The sequence below is a fragment of the Pseudomonas sp. GW821-FHT03C07 genome (genome assembly GCF_059420925.1).
In genome coordinates this window covers 105168-124839 of the sequence record NZ_JBWKUQ010000011.1, presented here as the reverse complement: position 1 = coordinate 124839, position 19672 = coordinate 105168, and the positions used below count along the sequence as shown (strand labels likewise).

The following is a 19672-nucleotide window of genomic DNA, read 5'->3' as shown; positions in this document are numbered from 1 at the left end:
GATTACCAGCGTGGACCACCGCCGTAGTAATGATGCGGGTGGCCGTAGTACACCGGACGGCCATAGTAACCACCCTGGACATAGACTGGAGCGGGTTGTACATAGACCGGTGCGGGTTGGTAGTAGACCGGAGGTGGTTGCTGCACATAAACCGGGGCCGGTTGCACATATACCGGCTGCTCAACGTAAGCCGGGCGGCTTACCATCGAACCGACGATGGCTCCGCCGATCACGCCACCCAACAAGGCAGGGCCGACCCAGTTGCCACCGTGGGCAGAGGCCTGACCTGCGACAGCGAGTGCACCAATGAGCAAGGCTATCTTGGGGATTGTACGAATCATGATTATTCCTCGGGTTCCAACCCCAGCGCTTGTTGTCTGCAATAGACTCAAGGACTGTCGCGGGGATACTTCTATGACAACGACTTTCTGAAAAATTGCCCAGCCGTTGAGTAAATTTTGTGTAAGGTTCTTGGCGCGGCTTCTTTGACAGGCATCCGAGCGCAGGTGCCAGAGCCTTGCAGCTGGTCGCTATGATCGACGAAAGTGGGGTAAATGCCTAATCCCATTTGTCCGAAAACACCCATCAGGAGATGAAACATGCAGATGAACCCCAACAAAGACACCCAATTATGCATGTCGTTGTCGGGGCGCCCCGGGAATTTCGGTTTGCGTTTCCACAATCATCTTTATGAGCAACTAGGCCTGAACTTTTACTACAAGGCCTTCAGTAGCCAGGACCTGCCCGGCGCGGTCGCTGGGATTCGGGCCCTGGGCATTCGCGGCTGTGGGGTGTCGATGCCATTCAAGGAGGCGTGCATCGCCTTGGTCGATGAGCTGGATGCGTCCGCCGCGGCGATTCAGTCCATCAACACCATCGTCAATACCGCCGGCCACCTGAAGGCCTATAACACCGATTACATCGCCATTGCGCAGTTGCTCGAGACCCATGCGGTGCCCAAGGACATCAGCTTCGCCTTGCGCGGTAGCGGCGGCATGGCCAAGGCCGTGGCCTCGGCCCTGCGTGACGGCGGTTACCGCCAGGGCGTGATCGTGGCCCGCAACGAAGTGGCGGGCAGGGCGCTGGCACAGAGTTGCGGTTATGAATGGCAGGCGCAGTTGGGGGCGTTGCGCCCGCAGATGCTGGTCAATGTCACGCCGATCGGCATGAGCGGCGGCCCGGAGGCGGATCAACTGGCCTTCGAGGCCGCGGCGGTGGATGCGGCCGACACCCTGTTCGATGTGGTCGCGGTGCCCTCGGAAACCCCGCTGATTCTGCGCGGAAGGGCCCAGGGCAAGCGGGTGATCACCGGGCTTGAGGTGATTGCCATCCAGGCGCTGGAACAGTTCGTGCTGTACACCGGCGTACGGCCGGATGACGAACAGTTCCAGAAAGCGGTGGCGTTTGCGCGCCGCTGAATAGCTATTCCAATCGCGCCAGACGTTCTTCAAGCGCGGCGATCCGGGCTTCCAGTTCTTCGATGCGCTCCACGGACACCGCGCCGACCACACTGCGCTCCGGTCCTTGCTGACGGGCCGCGAGGATCGTTTCGATATCCGCCGGGTCGCCCAGGGCGTGGGTGTAGCGGTCTTCCCGCTGCCCGGCCTGGCGTGGAATCAGCAGGGCCAGGCCACGGGCAATCAGGCGCTCCAACTGGTGCACGACCTGCTCGCTGTCTTCGAAATCATGCATCCGACCGCTGCGGGTCAGCAGTTCGTTGACTGTCTGCGGACCGCGCAGGAACAGCAGGCCGATCAGCACCACCTGGGCGGGTACCAGTTCCAGCGCTTTTTCGACCCGATGCTCCCAGCGATCGGCACGGCTGCCCATGACCAGGCGAGTGAAGCCGCGCCCTTCAAGGGCACGCAGGCTTTGGCCGACCTGGCCCTGGTTGAGGTTCGTCACCGGTTCGCGGCTGGTTTTCTGGTTGCAGGCCAGGACCAGGGCATTGAGGGTCAGGGGATAGGTTTCCGGGCTGGTGGCCTGTTTTTCGATCAGGGAGCCCAGGATGCGGATTTCCGTGCTGTTCAATTGTGGCTGATCGACGGAAGTCTCTTGTTCGCTGCCCATTGTGCGTTTCCCTGTGCGTTGAAAGGTCGTAAGCGTAGGGCCTTCAGCCGTAAAAAGACAAGCCGCGATGGCCTTGACCCTGGCTATAATCGCCCAGCGTCACTCCTGCCATTTTCACTGCGAGATCCTCATGACCATTTCCCTGTACGCAGCTTCCATTCCGGTTTTCAAACAAATGCTCAATGCCTTGAGCGACGTTCTGAACAAGGCCGAAGCCCATGCGGTGGCGAAGAACATCGAACCGAGCGTTTTCGTACAAGCCCGTCTGGCCCCCGACATGTTCGCGCTGAACCGCCAGGTGCAGATCGCGGTCGACTTCGCCAAGGGCGTTTCTTCGCGTCTGGCCGAGATCGAAGTGCCGTCCTACCCGGACAGCGAAACCACCTTCGCCGAATTGCAGGCGTTGATCAGCAAGGTGCTGGCTCACCTCGACAGCATCACCCCGGCCCAGATCGACGGCAAGGAAGGCATCGAGATCGTGACCCGTCCGGGCACCCCGAAAGAGAAGCGCTTCACTGGCCAGGCCTACCTGCTGAGCTACGGCCTGCCACAGTTCTTCTTCCACGTGACCACTGCCTACGCGATCCTGCGCCATAACGGCGTAGAAATCGGCAAGCGTGACTACATGGGCGCGTTCTGATTTCGTACGAGCTGATACCGGTTCAAACCTGACTGACCGGTGAGACCTTGTGGCGAGCGGGCCTGCCCGCTTGCCACAAACCTTCTGTTAGACGCATGGTTGATCGCCATCCGCTGATCGCTTCGATGGTCTTTTGCACTTTCATGATTGGCGGCATGGTGGCCCTGGTGCCGAGCATTCACTCCACCCTCGGCTGGCAGTCGCCATGGGCGTTTGGGGCGTGACCCAGGCGGCGCTGTTCCTGGTCAGCCATGTCCGCCTGATGAAGGTCGCCCCCCATGCGCCGGCCTTTGCCGCGTCGCTGAACATTGCCGGCGCCAACCTGGGGATTGGCCTGGGCGCGCTGGTGGGTGGTCGGGTGATCGACAACCTGGGTCTGGGCAGCCTCGGTTTTACCGCCGCCGGTTTTATCCTGCCGTCGATCCTGCTGGCGCTGATGAGCGCCAAATCGCGCACGGTCAGTGCTTAGTCTTCCAGGGTGGTAAACAGCTCGCGTCGAGCGCCCTCGGTAATAGCGACAATACCGGGGTGCTTGACCTTGCGTTCCACCGAGATCGCGTAGAACGACTCGCTCACCGCCTCCGTTTGGCCGATCATCTCGACACCATATTGTCGGCACACTTCCTCGGCAATCACGCTGGGCGCGATGAAAATCCCGCTGCCGGATTGGCCGAATGCCTGCATCAGGGCGCTGTCGTCGAACTCACCGACAATCCTCGGGTGCAACTGTTGTTCGGCAAACCAGCGCAGGAGCCGGCTGCGTACCATGCTTTCCTGTCCGGGAATCAGCAGCGGGGCAGCGTGCAGGCAGCGCGGGAAATCATCGGCATGGCGCGCCGCCAGTGAAGCCGTGGCGAAGAAGCTGATCCCGCACTCCCCCAGTTTCTGGCTATAACCCTTGATGTCCAGATGGCTGGGCATGGGGCTGTCGGAAATCACCAGGTCCAGGCGCTGGATCGCCAGGTCGGCGAGCAGGCGTTCGAGTTTGTCTTCGCGGCAGGTGATGCGGATCGGTTCATCCAGCTCCATGGTCGGTGCGATCAGGCGGTAGACGATGGATTTGGGCACCACATCCGCGACGCCGACCCGCAGCAGCCGCTGCTGCTCATTCGGCTGGGTGCGTAACATGGCTTCCAGTTCGTTGCCCAGTTGGAACATCTGCTCGGCGTAGGGTAGGGTCTGGCGCCCGGCCTCGGTCAGTTCCAACTGCCGCCCGACCTTGCGAAACAGCTCCACGCCGAAGCTCTGTTCCAGCAGGCTGATCTGCCCGCTGATGGTTTGCGGCGTCAGGTTCAACTGCTCGCAGGCCCTGACGATACTCCCGGTCCTGGCCACGACCCAGAAATAGTGAAGTTGGCGATAGTTGAGCATCGGGCACTATTCAGTTCGTTAAAACCGAAGTATAGCGCTTAAAAATACGAATTTTCCTGAAGTATTAGCTTCCTTAGAATAGCCCGCTATTGGTGGGCCAGGACGTGGCCGCCTTCCCCCGGAATCAGGACTGAACCATGGAATACCTGTTGCAACTCGCCGTCAGCCCCACCGCCTGGATTGCCCTGGCGACGCTGATCGTCATGGAAATCGTGCTGGGCATCGACAACCTGATCTTCATCTCGATCCTGACCAACAAGCTGCCGGCGCAGTTTCGCACCAAGGCCCGGCGTATCGGCATCGGCATGGCTTTGATCCTGCGCCTGGGCTTGTTGGGCACCATCGCCTACATCGTCAAGCTCACCGCGCCGGTGATCGAGGTGTTCGGCCAGGCGTTTTCCTGGAAGGACATGATCCTGATTGCTGGTGGCCTGTTCCTGGTGTGGAAGGCCACCACCGAGATTCATCACAGCATGGACCCCGAGGCCAAGGCGGCTGAAGACAGCACGGCCGGTATCTCCCTGGGTTTCGCCGCGGCGATCGGTCAGATTCTGATGCTCGATATGGTCTTTTCCATCGACAGCATCATCACCGCCGTGGGCATGACCGAGCACCTGCCGATCATGGTGCTCGCGGTGGTGGTGGCGGTGCTGGTGATGTTGCTGGCATCCGAGCCGTTGGCGAAGTTCATCAATGACCACCCGACGGTGGTGATGCTGGCCCTGGGCTTCCTGATCATGATCGGTATGACCTTGATCGCCGAAGGTTTCGGTGCCCATGTGCCCAAGGGCTATGTCTACGCGGCCATGACCTTCTCCGCGATGATTGAAGGTTTGAACATGCTGGCCCGACGTGCCCGGCACAGGCGTCAGGTGGCAGAAGGCTGATACCTGGCGGGTCAATAAAAAGGCCGCCTGGATTCAGGCGGCCATTCTCGTTGAAAGCCTGTCAGTGGGCGGTGGCGGCCCGGGCTTGGGGTTGTTCACTGGCTGTGGGTTGCGCAGGCAGGGCAGGGTGGTGATGGCGGCGGGAGATTCTCAGTACTCCCCATAACATGGCCGCTGCGACGGTTACCCAGCCGAGCACCAACAATGCAATTATCGCTACAAGGCTCATCAGTGCCTCCTTCGCCCGTTCAGGCTCACTCACTTCCTCTTTCCAGGTTCAGTCTAGACGCTGCTGTGTTTCAGTCCATTGACCAAAGGTCGTGTGGGGCCAGTCATTTCGCTCTATCGCCTCAGGCAATCTGTAACGAAAGGCTATACCCTCGTCGGCGCGCGACCTATGATCAGGGGCCCTGCCAGGTGTTGAGCGACCTGGCGATTGACCAAGAGAGTGAAGATGTTCAAGGGATCAACAAGTTTGCGAAGGGTATCGGGGCGGCGCTTGTGGCTGGTGGGCGCATTGTTGCTGGGGTTGGGTGGGTGTGCCGGCGGTGTTGCGCCAGGCGTCCAGCGCCTGCCGGAGCGGGTTGAGCTCAATGCGGTGCCGTTCTTCCGTGGCGAGGCCTATCAAGGCGGCACCATGGCCCTGGCCACCATGCTGTCGCAGCAGAGTGTCAGCGTGACCCCGGGGTTGCTGGAGAAACCGCTGAAGTTACCGGGGGCCGAGGACGGTCTTGAGCGCAACATGCAGGTCCTGGCCCGTGAGTACGGCATGGTGGTGTATCCGCTCGACCCTGAGTTGTCGGCGTTGCTGGCCCAGGTGGCGGCCGGCTATCCGGTAATGGTGCGGTTCAGCGAGGGCCGGGTCTGGTCGACCCCGCGCTATGCGGTACTGGTCGGTTACAACCGAACCAAGCAGACCGTACTGTTGCGCTCGGGCATGCATCCTCGAACGCCGATGAAGTTCAGCGCGTTTGCTTCGGCCTGGGAGGATGCCGGGAGTTGGGCGGTGCTGATCCAGGCGCCAACGCAATTGCCGGCCCAGGTCGATCGGCAACGCTGGTTGAAAGCCGCCAACGACCTGGCCCAGGCCGGTCAGGAACAGGCTGCGGCCCAGGCCACCAAGGCCTTGGCCGGGCACTGATGGCAATGTTTGCATCAGGCTGTGGGGTTTAAACCCCCAGCTTGTCCCGCAGCGTGTAATACCAGGCTCCCAGGGCGGTGAACGGCGTGCGCAGTAACTGGCCACCGGGGAAAGGGTAGTGCGGCAGGTCGGCAAAGGCGTCGAAGCGCTCGGCCTGGCCGCGCAGCGCTTCGGCCAGCACCTTCCCCGCCAGGTGGGTGTAGGTCACGCCATGACCGCTGCAGCCCTGGGAGTAATAGATATTGTCCCCCAGGCGACCGACCTGCGGCAGGCGCGACAGCGTCAGCAGGAAGTTGCCGGTCCAGGCGTAGTCGATCTTCACATCCTTGAGTTGCGGGAAGGCCTTGAGCATTTTTGGCCGGATGATCGCCTCGATATTGGCCGGGTCCCGTGCGCCATACACCACGCCGCCGCCGAAGATCAGACGCTTGTCCCCGGAAAGACGGTAGTAGTCCAGCAGGTAGTTGCAGTCCTCGACGCAGTAGTCCTGGGGCAGCAGCGATTTTGCCAGCGCATCGCTCAGGGGTTCGGTGGTGATCACCTGGGTGCCGCAAGGCATCGACTTGGCGGACAGCTCCGGCACCAGGTTACCCAGGTAGGCGTTGCCGGCGACGATAATGAATTTGGCCCTGACCTTGCCTTGTGGCGTATGCACCACGGGGTTGGCGCCGCGTTCGATGCGCACTGCCGGCGACTGTTCGTAGATCATCCCGCCCAGCGACTCGACCGCGGCCGCTTCGCCCAGCGCCAGGTTCAGCGGATGGATATGGCCGCCGCTCATGTCGAGCATGCCGCCCAGGTACTGGTCGCAGCCGACCACTTCACGAATACGGCGCTCGTCCAGCAGTTCGAGTTGGGTATGGCCGAAGCGCTCCCAGAGCTTTTTCTGGGATTCGAGATGGCCCATCTGCTTCTTGGTAATAGCAGCGAATACGCCGCCGTCCTTGAGGTCGCACTGGATGTTGTACTTGGCCACGCGCTCGCGAATGATCCGGCCCCCTTCGAAGGCCATCTGCCCGAGCAACTGTGCCTGTTTGGGGCCAACGCTGCGCTCGATGACATCGATGTCGCGGCTGTAGCTGTTGACGATCTGCCCGCCGTTGCGGCCCGACGCGCCGAAACCGACCTTGGCGGCCTCCACTACCGTGACCCGGAAACCGTTCTCCAGCAGGAACAATGCGCTGGACAGCCCGGTATAACCGGCGCCGATCACGCACACATCGGTCTCGACGTCATTCTGCAAGGCAGGGCGTTGAGGAACCGGATTCGCCGAAGCGGCATAATAGGACTGGGGGTAGGGGGTGTTCGCCATCCTGCAACCTCTGTTTTATATTTTTTACGAGTGGCCTGATCCTACCTCAGATGAAATACCCCCGCCAGCCGCCCAGGGAAAAAGCCGGTTTGCTGGATACTCAGTAAAAAATATGCATATTCAAGGGGTTAGCGAAATAAAGGGGTTGACAGTCGCGAGAAAATCCGCAAAATGTCGCCCTACAGCAGGCACGTAGCTCAGTTGGTTAGAGCACCACCTTGACATGGTGGGGGTCGTTGGTTCGAGTCCAATCGCGCCTACCAAACAAAATCCGCTCTGCTGGGCGGTCTAGAGGGGTCAACCGAAAGGTTGGCCCTTTTTGCTTTCTGAGATTTGCAAAACTTTTGCAAAACTTTTGCAAAACCCCACCTCAAAACGCCAGTCCGGCGCCTACCTCGACGTATTCGATTCCCTTTTTTTCGTGACCTTCCTGGTAGTGCTTAGTCATCTCTTCGTCGGAGTGCCCCATGAGCGCCTGGACGTACTCGGTCGGGAACTTCTGCTGCTCATAAAGCCATGACCCAAGAGCGCGGATTTCATGGAACGTGGGGCGCTCGCTGATTGGCATGTGGTCATAAGCCTTGGCGGCGTCCCGGGCTTTCCTGAACTCCTTGGTCAGATAATCCGGGGTGACGCTGGTCCAGTGAGCCTTGGCATCGACCTGCTCCTTCCGCCTGGCGCGCGGCCGGTAGTGGATCAGGTAGGGCGAAAGGATCGGTGACTTCATGCACTCCACCACCACCTCGCGCAGCGATTTCCCCATGACGATCTTCAGGTGGATCGGCGTTTCGTAGCCCTCGGTTTTTCCGGGTGACACGCTGATTGTGTTCTTTTCCAGGTCTACCGATGCTTTCGTCCAAGTCACGATATCTTCGCGACGCTGCAGGCTGGCCAAGCCCAGCTTGATGGCCCGCTTGAGCCAAACTGGTGTGGTGTCTGCTTCAATGATTTTCGTCAGCCCCTCTAGGGTGTGGCGCTGCCGCTTCTTCTCTTCTTCCTTCTTCACAAGCGTCAGCTCGGCCACATTCCTCTCGGCCAAGCCCTTGGCCACGGCGAAGGCGAACACCTGCACCAGCAGCCCGCGGTGCTTGGTATAGGCATTGTTGCTGAATTGGTCCAGGTACTCGGCCACAGCCAGAACATCGAGCTGACCGACCAGCAGATCACCTAACTCTTTGCGGTACCGCTCAAGCTTGTAGCCGATTTCATCGAGTGTGCTGGCCGCGTACTTCCGATCTGGCAGCCATTCCGCTTCAAACCGATCCAGCAGGGTGCGCATATTTGGCAGCTTCTCGCCGGTGATCATCGTCAGCATCTCGCCGTCACCGGCCATCAGTGGCGCCAGGCGTGCGTTCGCAGCCTTTGCCATCTTGATGGCTTCCTCCAGTGAGCGATTGATGCTGGTCATCTTGCCGGTGATAGGGTTCTTGTACCGCCAGTACTTACCGTTGGCGTAAAGGTTCGGTGGCAGCTTCTTGTTGATCGGCGAGCGGGGGCGGGGACTCATCTTTCAACATCCATCATTTGGGCAAGCAGCGGATCTTCAGATCCGATGATCGCGGCCTGTAGGTCAACGAAATACATTCCGCCTTTTACCTCGCCCACGATTTCGCCTTCCTCAATCCACTTCTTCAATTGCTGCAAACTTGGCTTCCCCCCAGCATAACGCAACTTCCTATACTCACCTGCCTCCATCAGACGAGGCAGGCGAGCGGTTATTTGAGCGATGACCTTGGCCATATCTACCTGCCTTCATGTCGCGACACGTTTTCGAAATTCGCGAACAGTGTCGCGACACTTCCAGGGGGGGCCGGCTTGCCCATGATCACGCCTCCAGCGTGCCGACCGACTGTGCCGGCCGGGCGAAGTGGTCGGCCAGCACCCGGCGGGCGTCTACACCGCACGACGCCGACATTTCGTAGATTTCGCCGAACGTGGTTTCCCGGCGCTGCAGGGCGTTGAACAGTTCGATCAGGCGCTGCCCCTTGGTATCGTTCCGGCGGCTCATAACTGGAACCTCTCATCACCTGGGTTTGGGGTGGCCTGCAAAGGCCCGTTTTCAGACGCCGAGCTGGCCGGAGAGGCGCGCCCCGCCTCGGTTGAGGGGGTGGCCTTCTGTGGGTGTTGAAACGAGCCATCCGGCAAGCAGCTGATACCGGTGTTGTTCACAATCCAACAGGTGACGCCGCGGGCGCTGTCGTGCTGCACGTCGATGAGCTGCTCGTCAGCGGTAGCTTGGCCCACGATTAGCAGCAGGATCATGGTGATGATGGTTTTCATGGGCGCTCCTCCCAGTCCCAGTTCAATTTCGGATTGATCGGCGGGAAGCATTGCAGCGTGGCCAGGTCGATCAAAGTGAAGTGGCCACCCATCCAGGCGCCGGTGTCGATGTGGTAGACATTCCCGAGGATTGCCGGTTGACGCACTGGGGTGTGCCCAACGATGACTGCCCTGGGTGCTGCGCCCGCAGAAACTCGTGACTACATCAGCAAGGTCAAGGCCGGCATGGCCGCGCCCGTGGAAGCCCCGAGTGGGCCTTACACCCAGGGTGCGGCTCAGGCAGCGCCTGGCGGCACCGTCAAGGTCGAGATCGAGCACAAGAACGCCCCTGAGGGGGTCAAAACCAAGGTCAAGGCTGACGGCAACGTCCAGGCTTCGAGCCGCATCGCCTATTCCGGAGTTGGAGCAATAGCATGAGCCTGCTTTCCGACATCATTCAGATAGCCCAGGACTCCAACAGGACCTGGACTGAGATGCTCAATCAGGCGTCGTTCCGCGGCGTGCCGTTCGCCGTCTATGGTGGCGATGCGCGTTTCGGCCGGCGCCTGGCCATGCACGAGTATCCAGGCCGCGACAAGCCTTACATCGAGGACATGGGGCGTTCGACGCACCGGATTCGCATGAGCGGCTTTCTGGTCAGCAACAGTCTGGTGTATGGCGGCGGCAGCGTCCTTGCACAGCGTGATGCCCTCGCCGCTGCTGCGGAGAAAAAAGGGTCTGGAATCCTAGTGCACCCAACCCTTGGCGCGCTGAAGGTCAGTGTTCCAGATGGGGGCTTGGGTGTTACCGAGCGCTGGGACATGGGCCGATACTTTGAGATCAGCTTCAGTTTCATCGAGTCTGGTGACCGTGTCTTTCCGACCATTACCTCGGACAGCGGATCGCTGCTGGACAAGCTGGCTGCAGCGCTCGGGCTGTCTTCTGCGCTGGACTTTGCTCGCAAGGTGATCGGCGGCGTCACCGCGGTGATCAATGCGGTTGAGGGCGTCATCAAGTTCGGCAAGGCTATTGTCGGAATGGTTGTTGGCGTGATCGCAGACTTCAAGGTCCTGGTCGGTCGCATCACCCACGACGTGCGCAGCATCACCAGTCTGGGTGCGCTGCTCACTGGCGACTTCGGGCGTTATGCCAACGGCAACGTCAGCAGCGCGCTGACCACCAGCAGGAACGCTCGGAACGCCAGCGCGACCATGGCCGACCTGATCGCCCAGAACACCACCAATCGCGTGGCCGTCGACATGGCCATGGATACCCTGGTGGGAGCCGCAGCGAACCTGGATGCGTCGAGCGGGAACGCCTTCGCGGATGCCGTGCAGGGCGTTATGGATGCGTTGGTGGCCAGCATCGCTGACCCAGGTGACGCCATCGCGCTGCTGGGGCCGCTGGCCAGCTATACGCCGGCAACATTCGCAGGCGGTGGCGCTATCGGCGTGGCTCGCGGGGTTGCGCAGGATGCCACCAGTGCACTGCTGCGCCGGTCGGCCCTGGCCTCCATCGGACAGGTGGTGGCTGCCTACGTGCCGACTTCCTACGACGAGGCCATTAGCACCATGGGGGTGGTGACCGGCTTTATCGATGCGGAGTTGTTGGTGGCAGGGGATGCCGGTGACGACGAGAGCTATAACGCACTGATCGATCTGCGCCAGGCCGTGGTCACCGATCTGACCACCGCCGGTGCAACGCTGCCACGCCTGGAGACGTTTTCCTTCCGGGCTCCGATGAATGCCCTGTCCATGGCCAATCGGCTCTACCGAGACTCCGCCCGGGCTGACGAGCTGATCCAGCAGGCTAACCCGGTTCATCCGGCCTTTATGCCGACGATGGTAAGTGCATTGGCCAAATGAAAGGGCATTGCCAGCGTCAATGCCCCCTAGGTTGTGTGATCCTGTGCGGCCTTGATGGTAGTTCTGACGCTACTCTCAAGGTAAGCACCGTTTTTGCATTCACTTCAACTTGCAAGCACTCATAAATGTGTCAGCGTCTTTTGTAGCTCCCGCTGATGAAACCACTCCAGACCATTTGAAATCAGAGTCTTTGAGCTGCACGCCGACTTGAATTTTAGACTTGGCAGCTCGTATTCCCTTCAATATATTAAGGAGTGCATCTTTATCTGCGTCGGTCGTAGCTATCTGAGAGTATTTTTCATTGCGTTGTGATAGTTCTCCTTGAAATTCATGTATTGCTTCTTGACCAGTCTTGATCAGTATTCTGAAGCTCCCTGTCTCCAAATCATTCTTCGCTATCTTTTGGACGATAGCCATCGTCAGATGATCTGAGTCGCAGTCGAATATTAGTGAGTGGTAGGTGTCAATATCACCCGCCAGAAATGCACTTTTTCCGCCTGAGAAGATGTCGTCTTTCGTATCGACATACCACCCTGCGGAAGCTGCTGTTGCGATAGTCATGCCAATGAGAGTTGTGGCGAGGGGTAGTAAGCGCATTACGAGGTCCTTTTGTTTATTCGCTGGTCGATATTGATGCCTTGTCCGCAGCTTGACGCAGGTGTTTGGCTGGCGTTTCTTCGTGCTGTAGCTAAAGCTAGCCCCAAGAATTAAGAGTTTTTTCATACCTACCTTCTACGGGTTTTCCATGGTTTCTGATGATCTAACCATAACCTCCGGTGGCTTGACTATCACCGGGTGGACCGATATTCGCGTTACGCGCGGCATCGAAAGGCTGCCCAGCGACTTCAGCATTGGCATGACGGAACTCCACCCAGGGGAATTTGACAAGATCGCTCTGTCGCCAGGCGATGCTTGTCAGGTGCGACTTGGCGATGATTCTGTGGTCACTGGCTATATTGACCATTACGTGCCCTCCATCGGACCAAGCGATCACTCCATTCAAATCAATGGCCGGTCGAAATGTTCGGACCTCGTTGACTGCGCAGCGGAGTGGGCCGGCGGTCAAATCAGTAACGCGACCGTCCTAGAGGTTGCACAGAAGCTTGCTGCTGTGTACGGGCCAAGGCCTAACGGGGTTCCGGAAGGGATTGCTGTAGCCACCAACGTTTCATCGTTTTTGCTGCCTATCATTCCGCAAACCAACATCATGCTTGGAGAAAGCCCGTTCGACATCATCGAGCGCATGTCCCGGTTCTCGGCAGTGCTGGCCTATGACTTACCTGATGGAAGCTTGTTTTTATCCCGGGTAGGAACTCGACAGCTGGATAGTGGTGTTGCTGAGGGAATGAATGTTCAGCGAGCCTATATAGATTATTCTGCTGATCTGAATTACTCGACTTATGATGTGTATTTGCAGTCGACTGATTTGTTTATGGATGCCGGAACAAGCGGGAATCTTAAGTTCACTGCGTTGGATATAAATTGCAAGCGCCATCGGAGAATGGTGATTATTTCAGAGAGTGGCAGCATGGGGCTCGATATTGCCGAAAAGCGTGCGGTATGGGAGTCGGCCAGGAGGTTTGGCAGGTCTCGTGTGGTGAAAGTTATTGTTGATAGCTGGCGAGACTTGTCGGGCGCGTTATGGGAGCCCAATACACTGGTTCCGGTTTCTCTTCCTCGACTAAAGCTTGACTATGCATTGCTTCTAATTAGCGAGGTGACTTTTCAGCGGAATGACTACTCCGGGACAACCGCCGAACTCACCTTGATGGCGCCTGAAGCTTTCGCGCCGCAACCGATCAACTTAACCCCGCTCTGGGGCGACGTTCCACAGGGGCATTATGGGTAATAAAGTTGACACGTCGAGCATGCTTCAAGGTCTCCAACGCCGTATACAGCTTCTGGCTGGGTGGGCGAGGGTGTCCTTTACGAATGACAGCAAAACAGCCCAACTGCTCCAGGTGAAGCTCAACGATTCGGAAACCCGGGACGGCACCCCGCGCATAGCGGAGTTTGGCTTTACCTCTGTGCCCCCTGATGGTTCCGACGTACTGGTGGTATTTCTGGGCGGCGACCGATCCAAAGGGGTTGTCGTGGCCACCGGGCACTAGGGTAGCCGCCCGGTCAACCTGCTGGCGGGTGAGTCGATGCTCTACGACCTGGCGGGCAAGTCGGTCTACCTGACCCAGGCTGGCGGGATCGTCATCGAGGCCAAGGGCTCGCCGGTAACCGTAAACAACGCCACCACCGTCACGATCAACGCCGCGACAGCTGTGCAGATGAATACCCCTGTGTTGCGCGTCAGCGGAGACATCGAGGCCGGCGGCAATGTCAAAGACTCAGTCCGGACCATGGCCGCAGACCGGGTGATCTTCAACGAGCACAACAACGGGAGCGGCACCACCACGCCGACACCTCAACAATGACCGATATCACCACCACCTGGATCGCGAGTACCGGCAACGGAGACTGGTCGATCAGTGGAGGCGCCCTGGCGAGCGGCAGCGACCTGGCCAGCGCCGTGCTGATCAGTTTGTTTACCGATCGCCTTGCCGATGACGATGACATCCCACCGGATGGCGGGAGTGATCGCCGGGGTTGGTGGGGGGATGCTGGCGAGGATGTACCGATCGGCTCCCGGCTGTGGTTGTTGGATCGGTCCAAACTTACCCCTGCCGTAGCCAACACCGCCAAAATTTATATCGAGGAGGCGCTGAAGTGGCTCGTTGATGACCAGGTGGCCCAGGGGGTGAGCGTGACCACTGTCATTGCCGGCCGCAGCCAGCTCAACGCCATCATTACCATCACGCATCGCGACGGCTCTGTGGCACCCCCACTCAATTACAACTGGGTCTGGGACCAGGCCTGACCGAACGCTGATTATCGAACCCGCCTTGAGCGGGTATTTTTTTGCCTGGAGCAAGCCACTTATGCCATATCCGCGACCTACGCTCTCGGACCTGCGCGCTCGCGTGGCCTCGGACATCACCTCGGGCCTGCCGACGGCCGACGGTCTGCTGCGTTTCTCCAACCTGCAGATCACCGGCAAGGCTGTCGCCGGGTTGGCCCACCTCAACTACGGCTACCTCGACTGGATCGCCAGGCAGGGCGTCCCCTATACAGCCTCTGGCGAGTTCCTTTATGCCTGGGGGGCCCTGAAGAATGTCTACCCGAAATCACCAACTGCTGCCTCTGGCGCCGTCACGTTCCCCGGTACGCCTGGGGTGATAGTTTCTGCGGGCACCCAGGTGGTGCGCAGCGACTCGGCGACATTCACGACGCAGGCGCCCGCTACTGTCGGCCCTGGGAACACCCTAGTGGTCCAGGTGACGGCGGATTTGGCCGGGGAGGCTGGGAATACCCCGGTCGGTGGACTGATGACGCTGGGTACCTCCATTGCCGGCGTCCAATCCACTGGTGCGGTTACCACCGTTATCACCGGCGGTGCCGATCAAGAACTTGACGAGGCGTTCTTTGGCCGCATGCTTGCGGCCTATCAGAGCACCCCCAATGGCGGATCTGACAACGATTATGTGACCTGGGCGTTGGAGGTAGCTGGTGTCACCAGGGCATGGTGTATGCCCAACGGGTTTGGCACCGGCACCGTGGTTGTGTACTCGATGCTTGATGACGCCAACGCCGCCTACGGTGGCTTTCCGCAAGGCACGAACGGCATATCGTCAAGCGACAACCGCGCTACGTCTGGAAACCTTGCCGCCGGCGATCAGTTGATCATCGCGAATAGCGTTTACATCCAGCAGCCGGTGACGGCCATGGTCTACCACTGCGCCCCAATTGCTGCCCCGATCCCCTTTACGATCACAGGTCTCACCGGCGCTTCAACGGCGACCAGGGCAGCAGTCTCCTCCGCCATCGCCGGTGTGCTGTTTGATCAGGGTGCACCGCTGGCTGATGGCTCTTCCGTCGACATCTCGGATGTGGGGGCGGCTATTTCCGCGATCGCGGGAACCCAGGGATTCGTGATCACTTCTCCAGTGGCAAACGTGCTCAATACCCTCGGCCATTTGCCCACGCTGGGCGTCATTACTTACGGCTGATCATCATGCCAAAACCGTCTTATACCGATGCCGACTTCACATCGGCGCTACTCGGGCTATTACCGCGCGGTAGGGTCTGGCCGAAGGATCTGACATCTGTTCACGCTCAGGCCATCTCCTGCTTCGCTCCGACCTTCACGCGGATCAGTGATTCCGCGCTCGGTCTGATCGACGACCTTTTTCCGGCGACAACCGTGAACTTCCTGAGCGAGTGGGAGGCGACCCTGGGGCTGCCTGACCCGTGCTCCGGAACGCAGCCGACCTTCCAGGGGAGGCGCAATCAAGTAGTGGCCCGCTTCACGAACACGGGCGGCCAGTCAATTCAGTTCTTCATCGCGCACGCGCTCGGACTTGGGTATGCCATCACTGTCACCCAGTACGCACCGTTCCGCTGTGGACAAAGCACTTGCGGTCAGCAGCTTGGCTCCACCGATTGGTTCTTTACCTGGGCCGTCAACTGCCAGTTGAACACCATCAATAACTTCCGCACTGGACAGTCAGCCATGGGCGATCCGCTGGCCTCATGGGGCAATGCGGTGCTCGAGTGCGAGCTCACCGAAGCCAAGCCGTCACATACCCGTCTGCAATTTCACTATTCGTGAGGCCTTAGATGTATCAAATCGACAACTCAACGGCGGTCGCAGCCATTCCGGCCAGCACCGCGCTGGGCACGATCGGCTATTTCACCGACGGTAACCCGGCCACTGGCGTGCCAGCGACGATCATGCCCTCAGAATTCATGAATATGCTCATGATGGAGAACTTGAATGTTCTCGCGGCCGCCGGCATAGCTCCTGTCAAAAATCAGTTTAACCAGCTCGCGCTGGCCATCGCAAAGATCGTGCAGAGCGGTGCTGCAGGCGCTGCAAGCGAGACATCGGCCGGCATCTTGAAGCTTGCGACGAGCGCCCTTGCCGCCGCTGGTACCGACAACACTACCGCGATCACTCCGCAAAAACTTGCAGCCCAGATCCAGGCCGGTGGACTAGCGTTCGCCGTCGATACCGGTACGGCCAACACCTACGTCTGCACCTTTGCGCCGGCTATTACTGCCCGCACCGAGGGGCAGATCCTCCGCTTCAAAGTCAAAACGGCAAACACGGGCGCGAGCACGGTCAATGATGGTGTCAGCGGGGTCGCGCTTGTCGGCGCCGCGCATGCAGCACTCCAAGGCGGCGAACTGGTTGCCAACGGTGATGCCTGGATTCAGTGGAACACCTCCGTCGGCACCGGTTCGTACATCCTGCTGTTCTGCACAGGTGCGCCCGAGCAAGTGGCCCCAGCGACACAGCCCGGTCATGCAGTCAACGCCGGCCAGTTTCAGTCGGGCGCTCTTGCATTCGCCACGGATACTGGCACAGCCAATACGTACGTCTGCGCCTTCTCGCCGGCGATCACTGCACGCGCCGAGGGCCAGGTTCTGCGCTTCAAAGTGAAGACCGCAAACACGGGCGCGAGTACGCTTAATGATGGAGTCAGCGCGGCGCCGCTGGTAGGTGGGGCACATGCTGCGCTGCAGGGCGGCGAACTGATCGCCAGCGGCGATGCCTGGGTGCAGTGGAATAGCTCTGTCGGCGCCGGCTCGTACATCCTGCTGCTCTGCACAGGTGCGCCCGAGCAAGTGGCTCCAGCAACAAAAAGTCAGCAGGCGGCCCAGCTTTCGCAGCTCGGAAATTTCAACAGCACATCGGGAGCGAGCGCGAGCGGAACTTTAACGCTGGCCAGCGCCGGGCAGCCGATTGTCATTTTTACACCAGGGACAACGCAGACACTGCCGGCGATTTCAACCGCCCTTATCGGTACAACATTTATCTTTATTGCGCAGAACTCTGTGACTGTAAAAGCAGCAGGTACCGACACTATTACAAGTAGTACTGGCGTATCTTCTGCGACCTTCCTCGCGAATGCCGGCGAGAAATTAGCTATTACATCGGGCGGTGGCACCACATGGTATGTCACGTCATATATCCAGGCCGGCACCGTGCCGGCGGGGACAGTCATTAACTTCGCGGCTTCGACAGCCCCGGCCGGATACCTGAAAGCAAATGCGGCGGCAGTGTCGCGCACGACGTACGCGGCGCTGTTCGCCGCAATCGGTACAGTGTTCGGAGCGGGCGACGGTTCTACAACATTCAACTTGCCTGAACTTCGCGGCGAGTTCATTCGAGGCTTTGATGATGGCCGAGGCATCGATGCCAGTCGTGTTTTTGCATCGCTTCAACTCGATGCATTCGCAAGCCACGTGCACGCCCAGCACGCCCAGACGTTGCTGCAAATTGCGGGCGGTGCGGCCTTTGGCGGCTCGACAAATGGTGTAAATGGCGGGAATACGCAGGCGACAGGCGGAACAGAAACTCGCCCACGAAACGTCGCGCTGCTGGCATGCATCAAATACTGATCGAGGTGAAAGATGAAAATTTATAACGCACATCCCTTCACCGGTGAATTTCTCGGTGAGGGCCTGGCTGATGCTGATCCTCTTGAGGAGGGCAATTGGCTGATCCCGGCTCATGCATACACTGATGCGCCGCCGGCTGCTGGTAAGAACCAGGCAGTCGTTCGGAATGGTGATGCCTGGACGGTTGTTGATGATTACCGCGGTACCGTTTATTACACCGACACCGCAGATCCTCATGTGATCGAGGATCTGGGTGTAACCGTCCCCGCCGGCGCAACCGACTCGCCGCCGCCCCCTACACCGGCCGAGCTAACCGCGCTGGCGCTGGGCCGGCGTGACGGCCTGCTCGGGACCGCAGCCCTTCGGATTGCCCCGCTGCAGGATGCTGTGGATTTGGGAACAGCAACTGACGCTGACACGGCCAGCCTCTTGGCCTGGAAGCAGTATCGGGTCGCCGTCAATCGCATCGATCAGCAGCCAGGGTTCCCCGCAACCATCGACTGGCCTGTGCTGCCGAGCTGATTCTCGCAATACCAAATGCCAGCCGCCATTGAGCGGTTTTTTTTCGCCTGGAGAAACCCATGCCGATTACCCAGCAGCAGTTGCTGCAGATCCTCCCGAACGCCGGCGCCCAAGCTGGCGTTTTTGTTCCTGTGCTCAACACCGCAATGCAGCGTTTTCAGATCGTTGGCACGCAGCGCGTTGCTGCGTTCCTGGCCCAGGTCGGCCACGAATCCGGCCAGCTGCAGCATGTGGTCGAGAACCTGAACTACGGTGCGCAGGCCCTCGTGTCCACCTGGCCCAGCCGATTCACCCAGGCCCTGGCCGCGCAGGTCGCCCGGCAGCCGGAACAGATCGCGAACATCGCCTATGCCAGCCGGATGGGCAACGGCGATGCATCGTCCGGCGACGGCTGGAACTACCGCGGGCGCGGCCTGATCCAGATCACGGGGCGCGCCAACTACCAGGCGTGCGGCGATGCCCTGGGCGTCGACTTCATTGACAACCCTGACCTGCTGGCCCAGCCGCAATATGCGGCGCTGTCGGCTGCATGGTTCTGGGCTACCAACGGGCTCAACACCCTGGCCGACGCCGGCAGCTTCGACGCGATCACGCAGCGCATCAACGGCGGCCAGAACGGCGCGGCCGATCGCCAGGCCCTGTACGCGACCGCGCAGCAGGTGCTTGCGTGACGCTGCTGGGGCGAATCGCCCCCTACCTCGCCGTCCTGCTGCTGGTGGGACTGGCGCTATTCGGCGCGTACCGCCACGGCGAGACCCTGGCCAACGCTCAGTGGTAGGAGCGCTGGAACGCCCGCGACACGGCTGACCAGGCAGCAAAAGAACTCAACGAAAGCATCGAGCGCGCCAAAGAGCAGGCTCGCCAGGCATCAATCAACAAGGTGGTGGAAAATGGTCAAGTGTTCATCGACACGGCAACTGCTGCCGTTGCTGCTGCTCATCGTGAGTCTGGCCGGGTGCGGGATGCAGCCGACGACCTTGCCAACCGACTCGCAGCCAGTGAAGCCCGCAGCAATTCCTGCACTGCCGCCGCAAGCAAGGCAGCTGCCCACGCCGCCCGAGTGCTTGCCGACGTGTTCAAGCTCGCTGATGAAAGAGCGGGAATCCTGGCGGCAGATGCTGATCAGTCCCGCGCCCGGGGGCTGACTTG

Annotated in this window: 25 protein-coding genes, 1 tRNA gene and 2 pseudogenes; 18 read left to right on the top strand and 10 right to left on the bottom strand. The window is 59.8% G+C overall.

What is annotated here, in order from left to right; genetic code table 11:
* Positions 1–2: 2 nt before the first annotated feature.
* A complete protein-coding gene (locus AC07VG_RS21110) occupies positions 3–341 on the bottom strand; it encodes a hypothetical protein (protein WP_495002027.1) in 339 nt (112 codons plus the stop codon).
* A gap of 258 nt (positions 342–599) precedes the next feature.
* Between AC07VG_RS21110 and AC07VG_RS21105 the strand changes: the two genes are divergently transcribed.
* A complete protein-coding gene (locus AC07VG_RS21105; RefSeq protein WP_495021824.1) occupies positions 600–1418 on the top strand; it encodes a shikimate 5-dehydrogenase in 819 nt (272 codons plus the stop codon).
* 4 nt (positions 1419–1422) lie between these two features.
* On the opposite strand, the gene AC07VG_RS21100 is transcribed toward AC07VG_RS21105, so the two are convergent.
* A complete protein-coding gene (locus AC07VG_RS21100) occupies positions 1423–2070 on the bottom strand; it encodes a YceH family protein (RefSeq protein ID WP_495021823.1) in 648 nt (215 codons plus the stop codon).
* Positions 2071–2200: 130 nt separating this feature from the next.
* Here AC07VG_RS21100 and AC07VG_RS21095 point away from each other — a divergent pair, with 130 nt between their 5' ends.
* Entirely contained in the window at positions 2201–2710 is a 510-nt protein-coding gene (locus tag AC07VG_RS21095) for a DUF1993 domain-containing protein (protein WP_495002024.1), read from the top strand.
* 92 nt (positions 2711–2802) lie between these two features.
* A pseudogene (locus AC07VG_RS21090) lies at positions 2803–3179 on the top strand (MFS transporter); the annotation flags it as partial.
* Here AC07VG_RS21090 and nhaR read toward each other — a convergent pair.
* The gene (nhaR, locus tag AC07VG_RS21085; RefSeq protein WP_495002023.1) at positions 3176–4081 is read right to left on the bottom strand and encodes a transcriptional activator NhaR; all 906 of its coding nucleotides are present in this window, start codon (positions 4079–4081) and stop codon (positions 3176–3178) included. The pseudogene AC07VG_RS21090 and the gene nhaR sit on opposite strands and share 4 nt — an antisense overlap.
* 137 nt (positions 4082–4218) lie before the next feature.
* Between nhaR and AC07VG_RS21080 the strand changes: the two genes are divergently transcribed.
* Together AC07VG_RS21080 and AC07VG_RS21075 are read left to right on the top strand one after the other, a co-directional pair.
* Positions 4219–4968 carry a TerC family protein gene (locus tag AC07VG_RS21080; protein WP_495002022.1) on the top strand — a complete coding sequence of 250 codons (750 nt, stop codon included), beginning with the start codon at positions 4219–4221 and terminating at the stop codon, positions 4966–4968.
* 454 nt (positions 4969–5422) lie between these two features.
* Positions 5423–6109 carry a peptidase C39 family protein gene (locus AC07VG_RS21075; RefSeq protein ID WP_495002021.1) on the top strand — a complete coding sequence of 229 codons (687 nt, stop codon included), beginning with the start codon at positions 5423–5425 and terminating at the stop codon, positions 6107–6109.
* Between the two features lie 28 nt (positions 6110–6137).
* Here AC07VG_RS21075 and AC07VG_RS21070 read toward each other — a convergent pair whose 3' ends face one another.
* A complete protein-coding gene (locus AC07VG_RS21070) occupies positions 6138–7421 on the bottom strand; it encodes an NAD(P)/FAD-dependent oxidoreductase (protein ID WP_495021822.1) in 1284 nt (427 codons plus the stop codon).
* A gap of 186 nt (positions 7422–7607) precedes the next feature.
* Between AC07VG_RS21070 and AC07VG_RS21065 the strand changes: the two genes are divergently transcribed.
* Positions 7608–7684, top strand: a tRNA-Val gene (locus tag AC07VG_RS21065).
* 107 nt (positions 7685–7791) lie between these two features.
* On the opposite strand, the gene AC07VG_RS21060 is transcribed toward AC07VG_RS21065, so the two are convergent.
* From AC07VG_RS21060 to AC07VG_RS21040, 5 genes and pseudogenes are all read right to left on the bottom strand, one after another.
* The gene (locus AC07VG_RS21060; protein ID WP_495021821.1) at positions 7792–8928 is read right to left on the bottom strand and encodes a tyrosine-type recombinase/integrase; all 1137 of its coding nucleotides are present in this window, start codon (positions 8926–8928) and stop codon (positions 7792–7794) included.
* The gene (locus AC07VG_RS21055) at positions 8925–9161 is read right to left on the bottom strand and encodes a hypothetical protein (RefSeq protein WP_177138099.1); all 237 of its coding nucleotides are present in this window, start codon (positions 9159–9161) and stop codon (positions 8925–8927) included. The genes AC07VG_RS21060 and AC07VG_RS21055 overlap by 4 nt, the downstream gene beginning before the upstream one ends.
* An 85-nt stretch (positions 9162–9246) precedes the next feature.
* Positions 9247–9429 carry a hypothetical protein gene (locus AC07VG_RS21050; RefSeq protein WP_495021820.1) on the bottom strand — a complete coding sequence of 61 codons (183 nt, stop codon included), beginning with the start codon at positions 9427–9429 and terminating at the stop codon, positions 9247–9249.
* The gene (locus tag AC07VG_RS21045; protein WP_495021819.1) at positions 9426–9701 is read right to left on the bottom strand and encodes a hypothetical protein; all 276 of its coding nucleotides are present in this window, start codon (positions 9699–9701) and stop codon (positions 9426–9428) included. Before AC07VG_RS21045 ends, AC07VG_RS21050 begins: the two co-directional genes overlap by 4 nt.
* Positions 9698–9874 (bottom strand): annotated as a pseudogene (locus tag AC07VG_RS21040) (serine/threonine protein phosphatase); the annotation flags it as partial. The gene AC07VG_RS21045 and the pseudogene AC07VG_RS21040, both read right to left, overlap by 4 nt.
* Between AC07VG_RS21040 and AC07VG_RS21035 the strand changes: the two are divergent.
* Complete coding sequence (locus tag AC07VG_RS21035; RefSeq protein WP_495021818.1) at positions 9864–10118, top strand: hypothetical protein; 255 nt, start codon at positions 9864–9866, stop codon at positions 10116–10118. The pseudogene AC07VG_RS21040 and the gene AC07VG_RS21035 overlap by 11 nt on opposite strands.
* On the top strand, positions 10115–11545 hold the full coding sequence (locus tag AC07VG_RS21030) for a DNA circularization protein (RefSeq protein ID WP_495021817.1): 1431 nt from the start codon (positions 10115–10117) through the stop codon (positions 11543–11545). The genes AC07VG_RS21035 and AC07VG_RS21030 overlap by 4 nt, the downstream gene beginning before the upstream one ends.
* Positions 11546–11644: 99 nt before the next feature.
* On the opposite strand, the gene AC07VG_RS21025 is transcribed toward AC07VG_RS21030, so the two are convergent.
* Positions 11645–12268 carry a hypothetical protein gene (locus AC07VG_RS21025; protein ID WP_495021816.1) on the bottom strand — a complete coding sequence of 208 codons (624 nt, stop codon included), beginning with the start codon at positions 12266–12268 and terminating at the stop codon, positions 11645–11647.
* Between the two features lie 22 nt (positions 12269–12290).
* Here AC07VG_RS21025 and AC07VG_RS21020 point away from each other — a divergent pair, with 22 nt between their 5' ends.
* The 10 genes from AC07VG_RS21020 (at position 12291) to AC07VG_RS20975 (ending at position 19668) form a co-directional block, all read left to right on the top strand.
* Positions 12291–13394 carry a phage baseplate assembly protein gene (locus tag AC07VG_RS21020; protein ID WP_495021815.1) on the top strand — a complete coding sequence of 368 codons (1104 nt, stop codon included), beginning with the start codon at positions 12291–12293 and terminating at the stop codon, positions 13392–13394.
* Complete coding sequence (locus AC07VG_RS21015) at positions 13387–13656, top strand: phage baseplate assembly protein domain-containing protein (RefSeq protein ID WP_495021814.1); 270 nt, start codon at positions 13387–13389, stop codon at positions 13654–13656. Before AC07VG_RS21020 ends, AC07VG_RS21015 begins: the two co-directional genes overlap by 8 nt.
* Positions 13657–13692: 36 nt before the next feature.
* Positions 13693–13971 (top strand): hypothetical protein, encoded by a 279-nt coding sequence (locus AC07VG_RS21010; protein WP_495021813.1) that lies wholly within the window; start codon positions 13693–13695, stop codon positions 13969–13971.
* The gene (locus tag AC07VG_RS21005; RefSeq protein WP_495021812.1) at positions 13968–14414 is read left to right on the top strand and encodes a phage GP46 family protein; all 447 of its coding nucleotides are present in this window, start codon (positions 13968–13970) and stop codon (positions 14412–14414) included. Before AC07VG_RS21010 ends, AC07VG_RS21005 begins: the two co-directional genes overlap by 4 nt.
* 103 nt (positions 14415–14517) lie before the next feature.
* A complete protein-coding gene (locus AC07VG_RS21000) occupies positions 14518–15603 on the top strand; it encodes a baseplate J/gp47 family protein (protein ID WP_495021811.1) in 1086 nt (361 codons plus the stop codon).
* 5 nt (positions 15604–15608) lie between these two features.
* Positions 15609–16205, top strand: coding sequence for a YmfQ family protein (locus AC07VG_RS20995; protein ID WP_495021810.1), 597 nt, complete (start codon positions 15609–15611; stop codon positions 16203–16205).
* 8 nt (positions 16206–16213) lie between these two features.
* Positions 16214–18001, top strand: a complete 1788-nt coding sequence (locus tag AC07VG_RS20990) for a tail fiber protein (protein ID WP_495021809.1) — start codon at positions 16214–16216, stop codon at positions 17999–18001.
* A 12-nt stretch (positions 18002–18013) separates the two neighbouring features.
* Positions 18014–18523: a tail fiber assembly protein gene (locus tag AC07VG_RS20985; protein WP_495021808.1), complete on the top strand. Its 510-nt coding sequence runs from the start codon at positions 18014–18016 to the stop codon at positions 18521–18523.
* Positions 18524–18582: 59 nt separating this feature from the next.
* Positions 18583–19194 carry a glycoside hydrolase family 19 protein gene (locus tag AC07VG_RS20980; RefSeq protein ID WP_495021807.1) on the top strand — a complete coding sequence of 204 codons (612 nt, stop codon included), beginning with the start codon at positions 18583–18585 and terminating at the stop codon, positions 19192–19194.
* Positions 19195–19413: 219 nt separating this feature from the next.
* Entirely contained in the window at positions 19414–19668 is a 255-nt protein-coding gene (locus AC07VG_RS20975) for a hypothetical protein (protein WP_495021806.1), read from the top strand.
* Positions 19669–19672 lie beyond the last annotated feature (4 nt).

Coding starts and splice junctions, on each gene's coding strand:
- AC07VG_RS21045 (WP_495021819.1), bottom strand. CDS start 9,701: ATGAAAACCATCATCACCATGATCCTGCTGCTAATCGTGGGCCAAGCT.
- AC07VG_RS21050 (WP_495021820.1), bottom strand. CDS start 9,429: ATGAGCCGCCGGAACGATACCAAGGGGCAGCGCCTGATCGAACTGTTC.
- AC07VG_RS21100 (WP_495021823.1), bottom strand. CDS start 2,070: ATGGGCAGCGAACAAGAGACTTCCGTCGATCAGCCACAATTGAACAGC.
- AC07VG_RS21030 (WP_495021817.1), top strand. CDS start 10,115: ATGAGCCTGCTTTCCGACATCATTCAGATAGCCCAGGACTCCAACAGG.
- AC07VG_RS20985 (WP_495021808.1), top strand. CDS start 18,014: ATGAAAATTTATAACGCACATCCCTTCACCGGTGAATTTCTCGGTGAG.
- AC07VG_RS21080 (WP_495002022.1), top strand. CDS start 4,219: ATGGAATACCTGTTGCAACTCGCCGTCAGCCCCACCGCCTGGATTGCC.
- AC07VG_RS21025 (WP_495021816.1), bottom strand. CDS start 12,268: ATGAAAAAACTCTTAATTCTTGGGGCTAGCTTTAGCTACAGCACGAAG.
- AC07VG_RS20975 (WP_495021806.1), top strand. CDS start 19,414: ATGGTCAAGTGTTCATCGACACGGCAACTGCTGCCGTTGCTGCTGCTC.
- AC07VG_RS21015 (WP_495021814.1), top strand. CDS start 13,387: ATGGGTAATAAAGTTGACACGTCGAGCATGCTTCAAGGTCTCCAACGC.
- AC07VG_RS21110 (WP_495002027.1), bottom strand. CDS start 341: ATGATTCGTACAATCCCCAAGATAGCCTTGCTCATTGGTGCACTCGCT.
- AC07VG_RS20990 (WP_495021809.1), top strand. CDS start 16,214: ATGTATCAAATCGACAACTCAACGGCGGTCGCAGCCATTCCGGCCAGC.
- AC07VG_RS21035 (WP_495021818.1), top strand. CDS start 9,864: ATGACTGCCCTGGGTGCTGCGCCCGCAGAAACTCGTGACTACATCAGC.
- AC07VG_RS21055 (WP_177138099.1), bottom strand. CDS start 9,161: ATGGCCAAGGTCATCGCTCAAATAACCGCTCGCCTGCCTCGTCTGATG.
- AC07VG_RS20995 (WP_495021810.1), top strand. CDS start 15,609: ATGCCAAAACCGTCTTATACCGATGCCGACTTCACATCGGCGCTACTC.
- AC07VG_RS21060 (WP_495021821.1), bottom strand. CDS start 8,928: ATGAGTCCCCGCCCCCGCTCGCCGATCAACAAGAAGCTGCCACCGAAC.
- AC07VG_RS21020 (WP_495021815.1), top strand. CDS start 12,291: ATGGTTTCTGATGATCTAACCATAACCTCCGGTGGCTTGACTATCACC.
- AC07VG_RS21105 (WP_495021824.1), top strand. CDS start 600: ATGCAGATGAACCCCAACAAAGACACCCAATTATGCATGTCGTTGTCG.
- AC07VG_RS21075 (WP_495002021.1), top strand. CDS start 5,423: ATGTTCAAGGGATCAACAAGTTTGCGAAGGGTATCGGGGCGGCGCTTG.
- AC07VG_RS20980 (WP_495021807.1), top strand. CDS start 18,583: ATGCCGATTACCCAGCAGCAGTTGCTGCAGATCCTCCCGAACGCCGGC.
- AC07VG_RS21070 (WP_495021822.1), bottom strand. CDS start 7,421: ATGGCGAACACCCCCTACCCCCAGTCCTATTATGCCGCTTCGGCGAAT.
- AC07VG_RS21095 (WP_495002024.1), top strand. CDS start 2,201: ATGACCATTTCCCTGTACGCAGCTTCCATTCCGGTTTTCAAACAAATG.
- nhaR (WP_495002023.1), bottom strand. CDS start 4,081: ATGCTCAACTATCGCCAACTTCACTATTTCTGGGTCGTGGCCAGGACC.
- AC07VG_RS21005 (WP_495021812.1), top strand. CDS start 13,968: ATGACCGATATCACCACCACCTGGATCGCGAGTACCGGCAACGGAGAC.
- AC07VG_RS21010 (WP_495021813.1), top strand. CDS start 13,693: ATGCTCTACGACCTGGCGGGCAAGTCGGTCTACCTGACCCAGGCTGGC.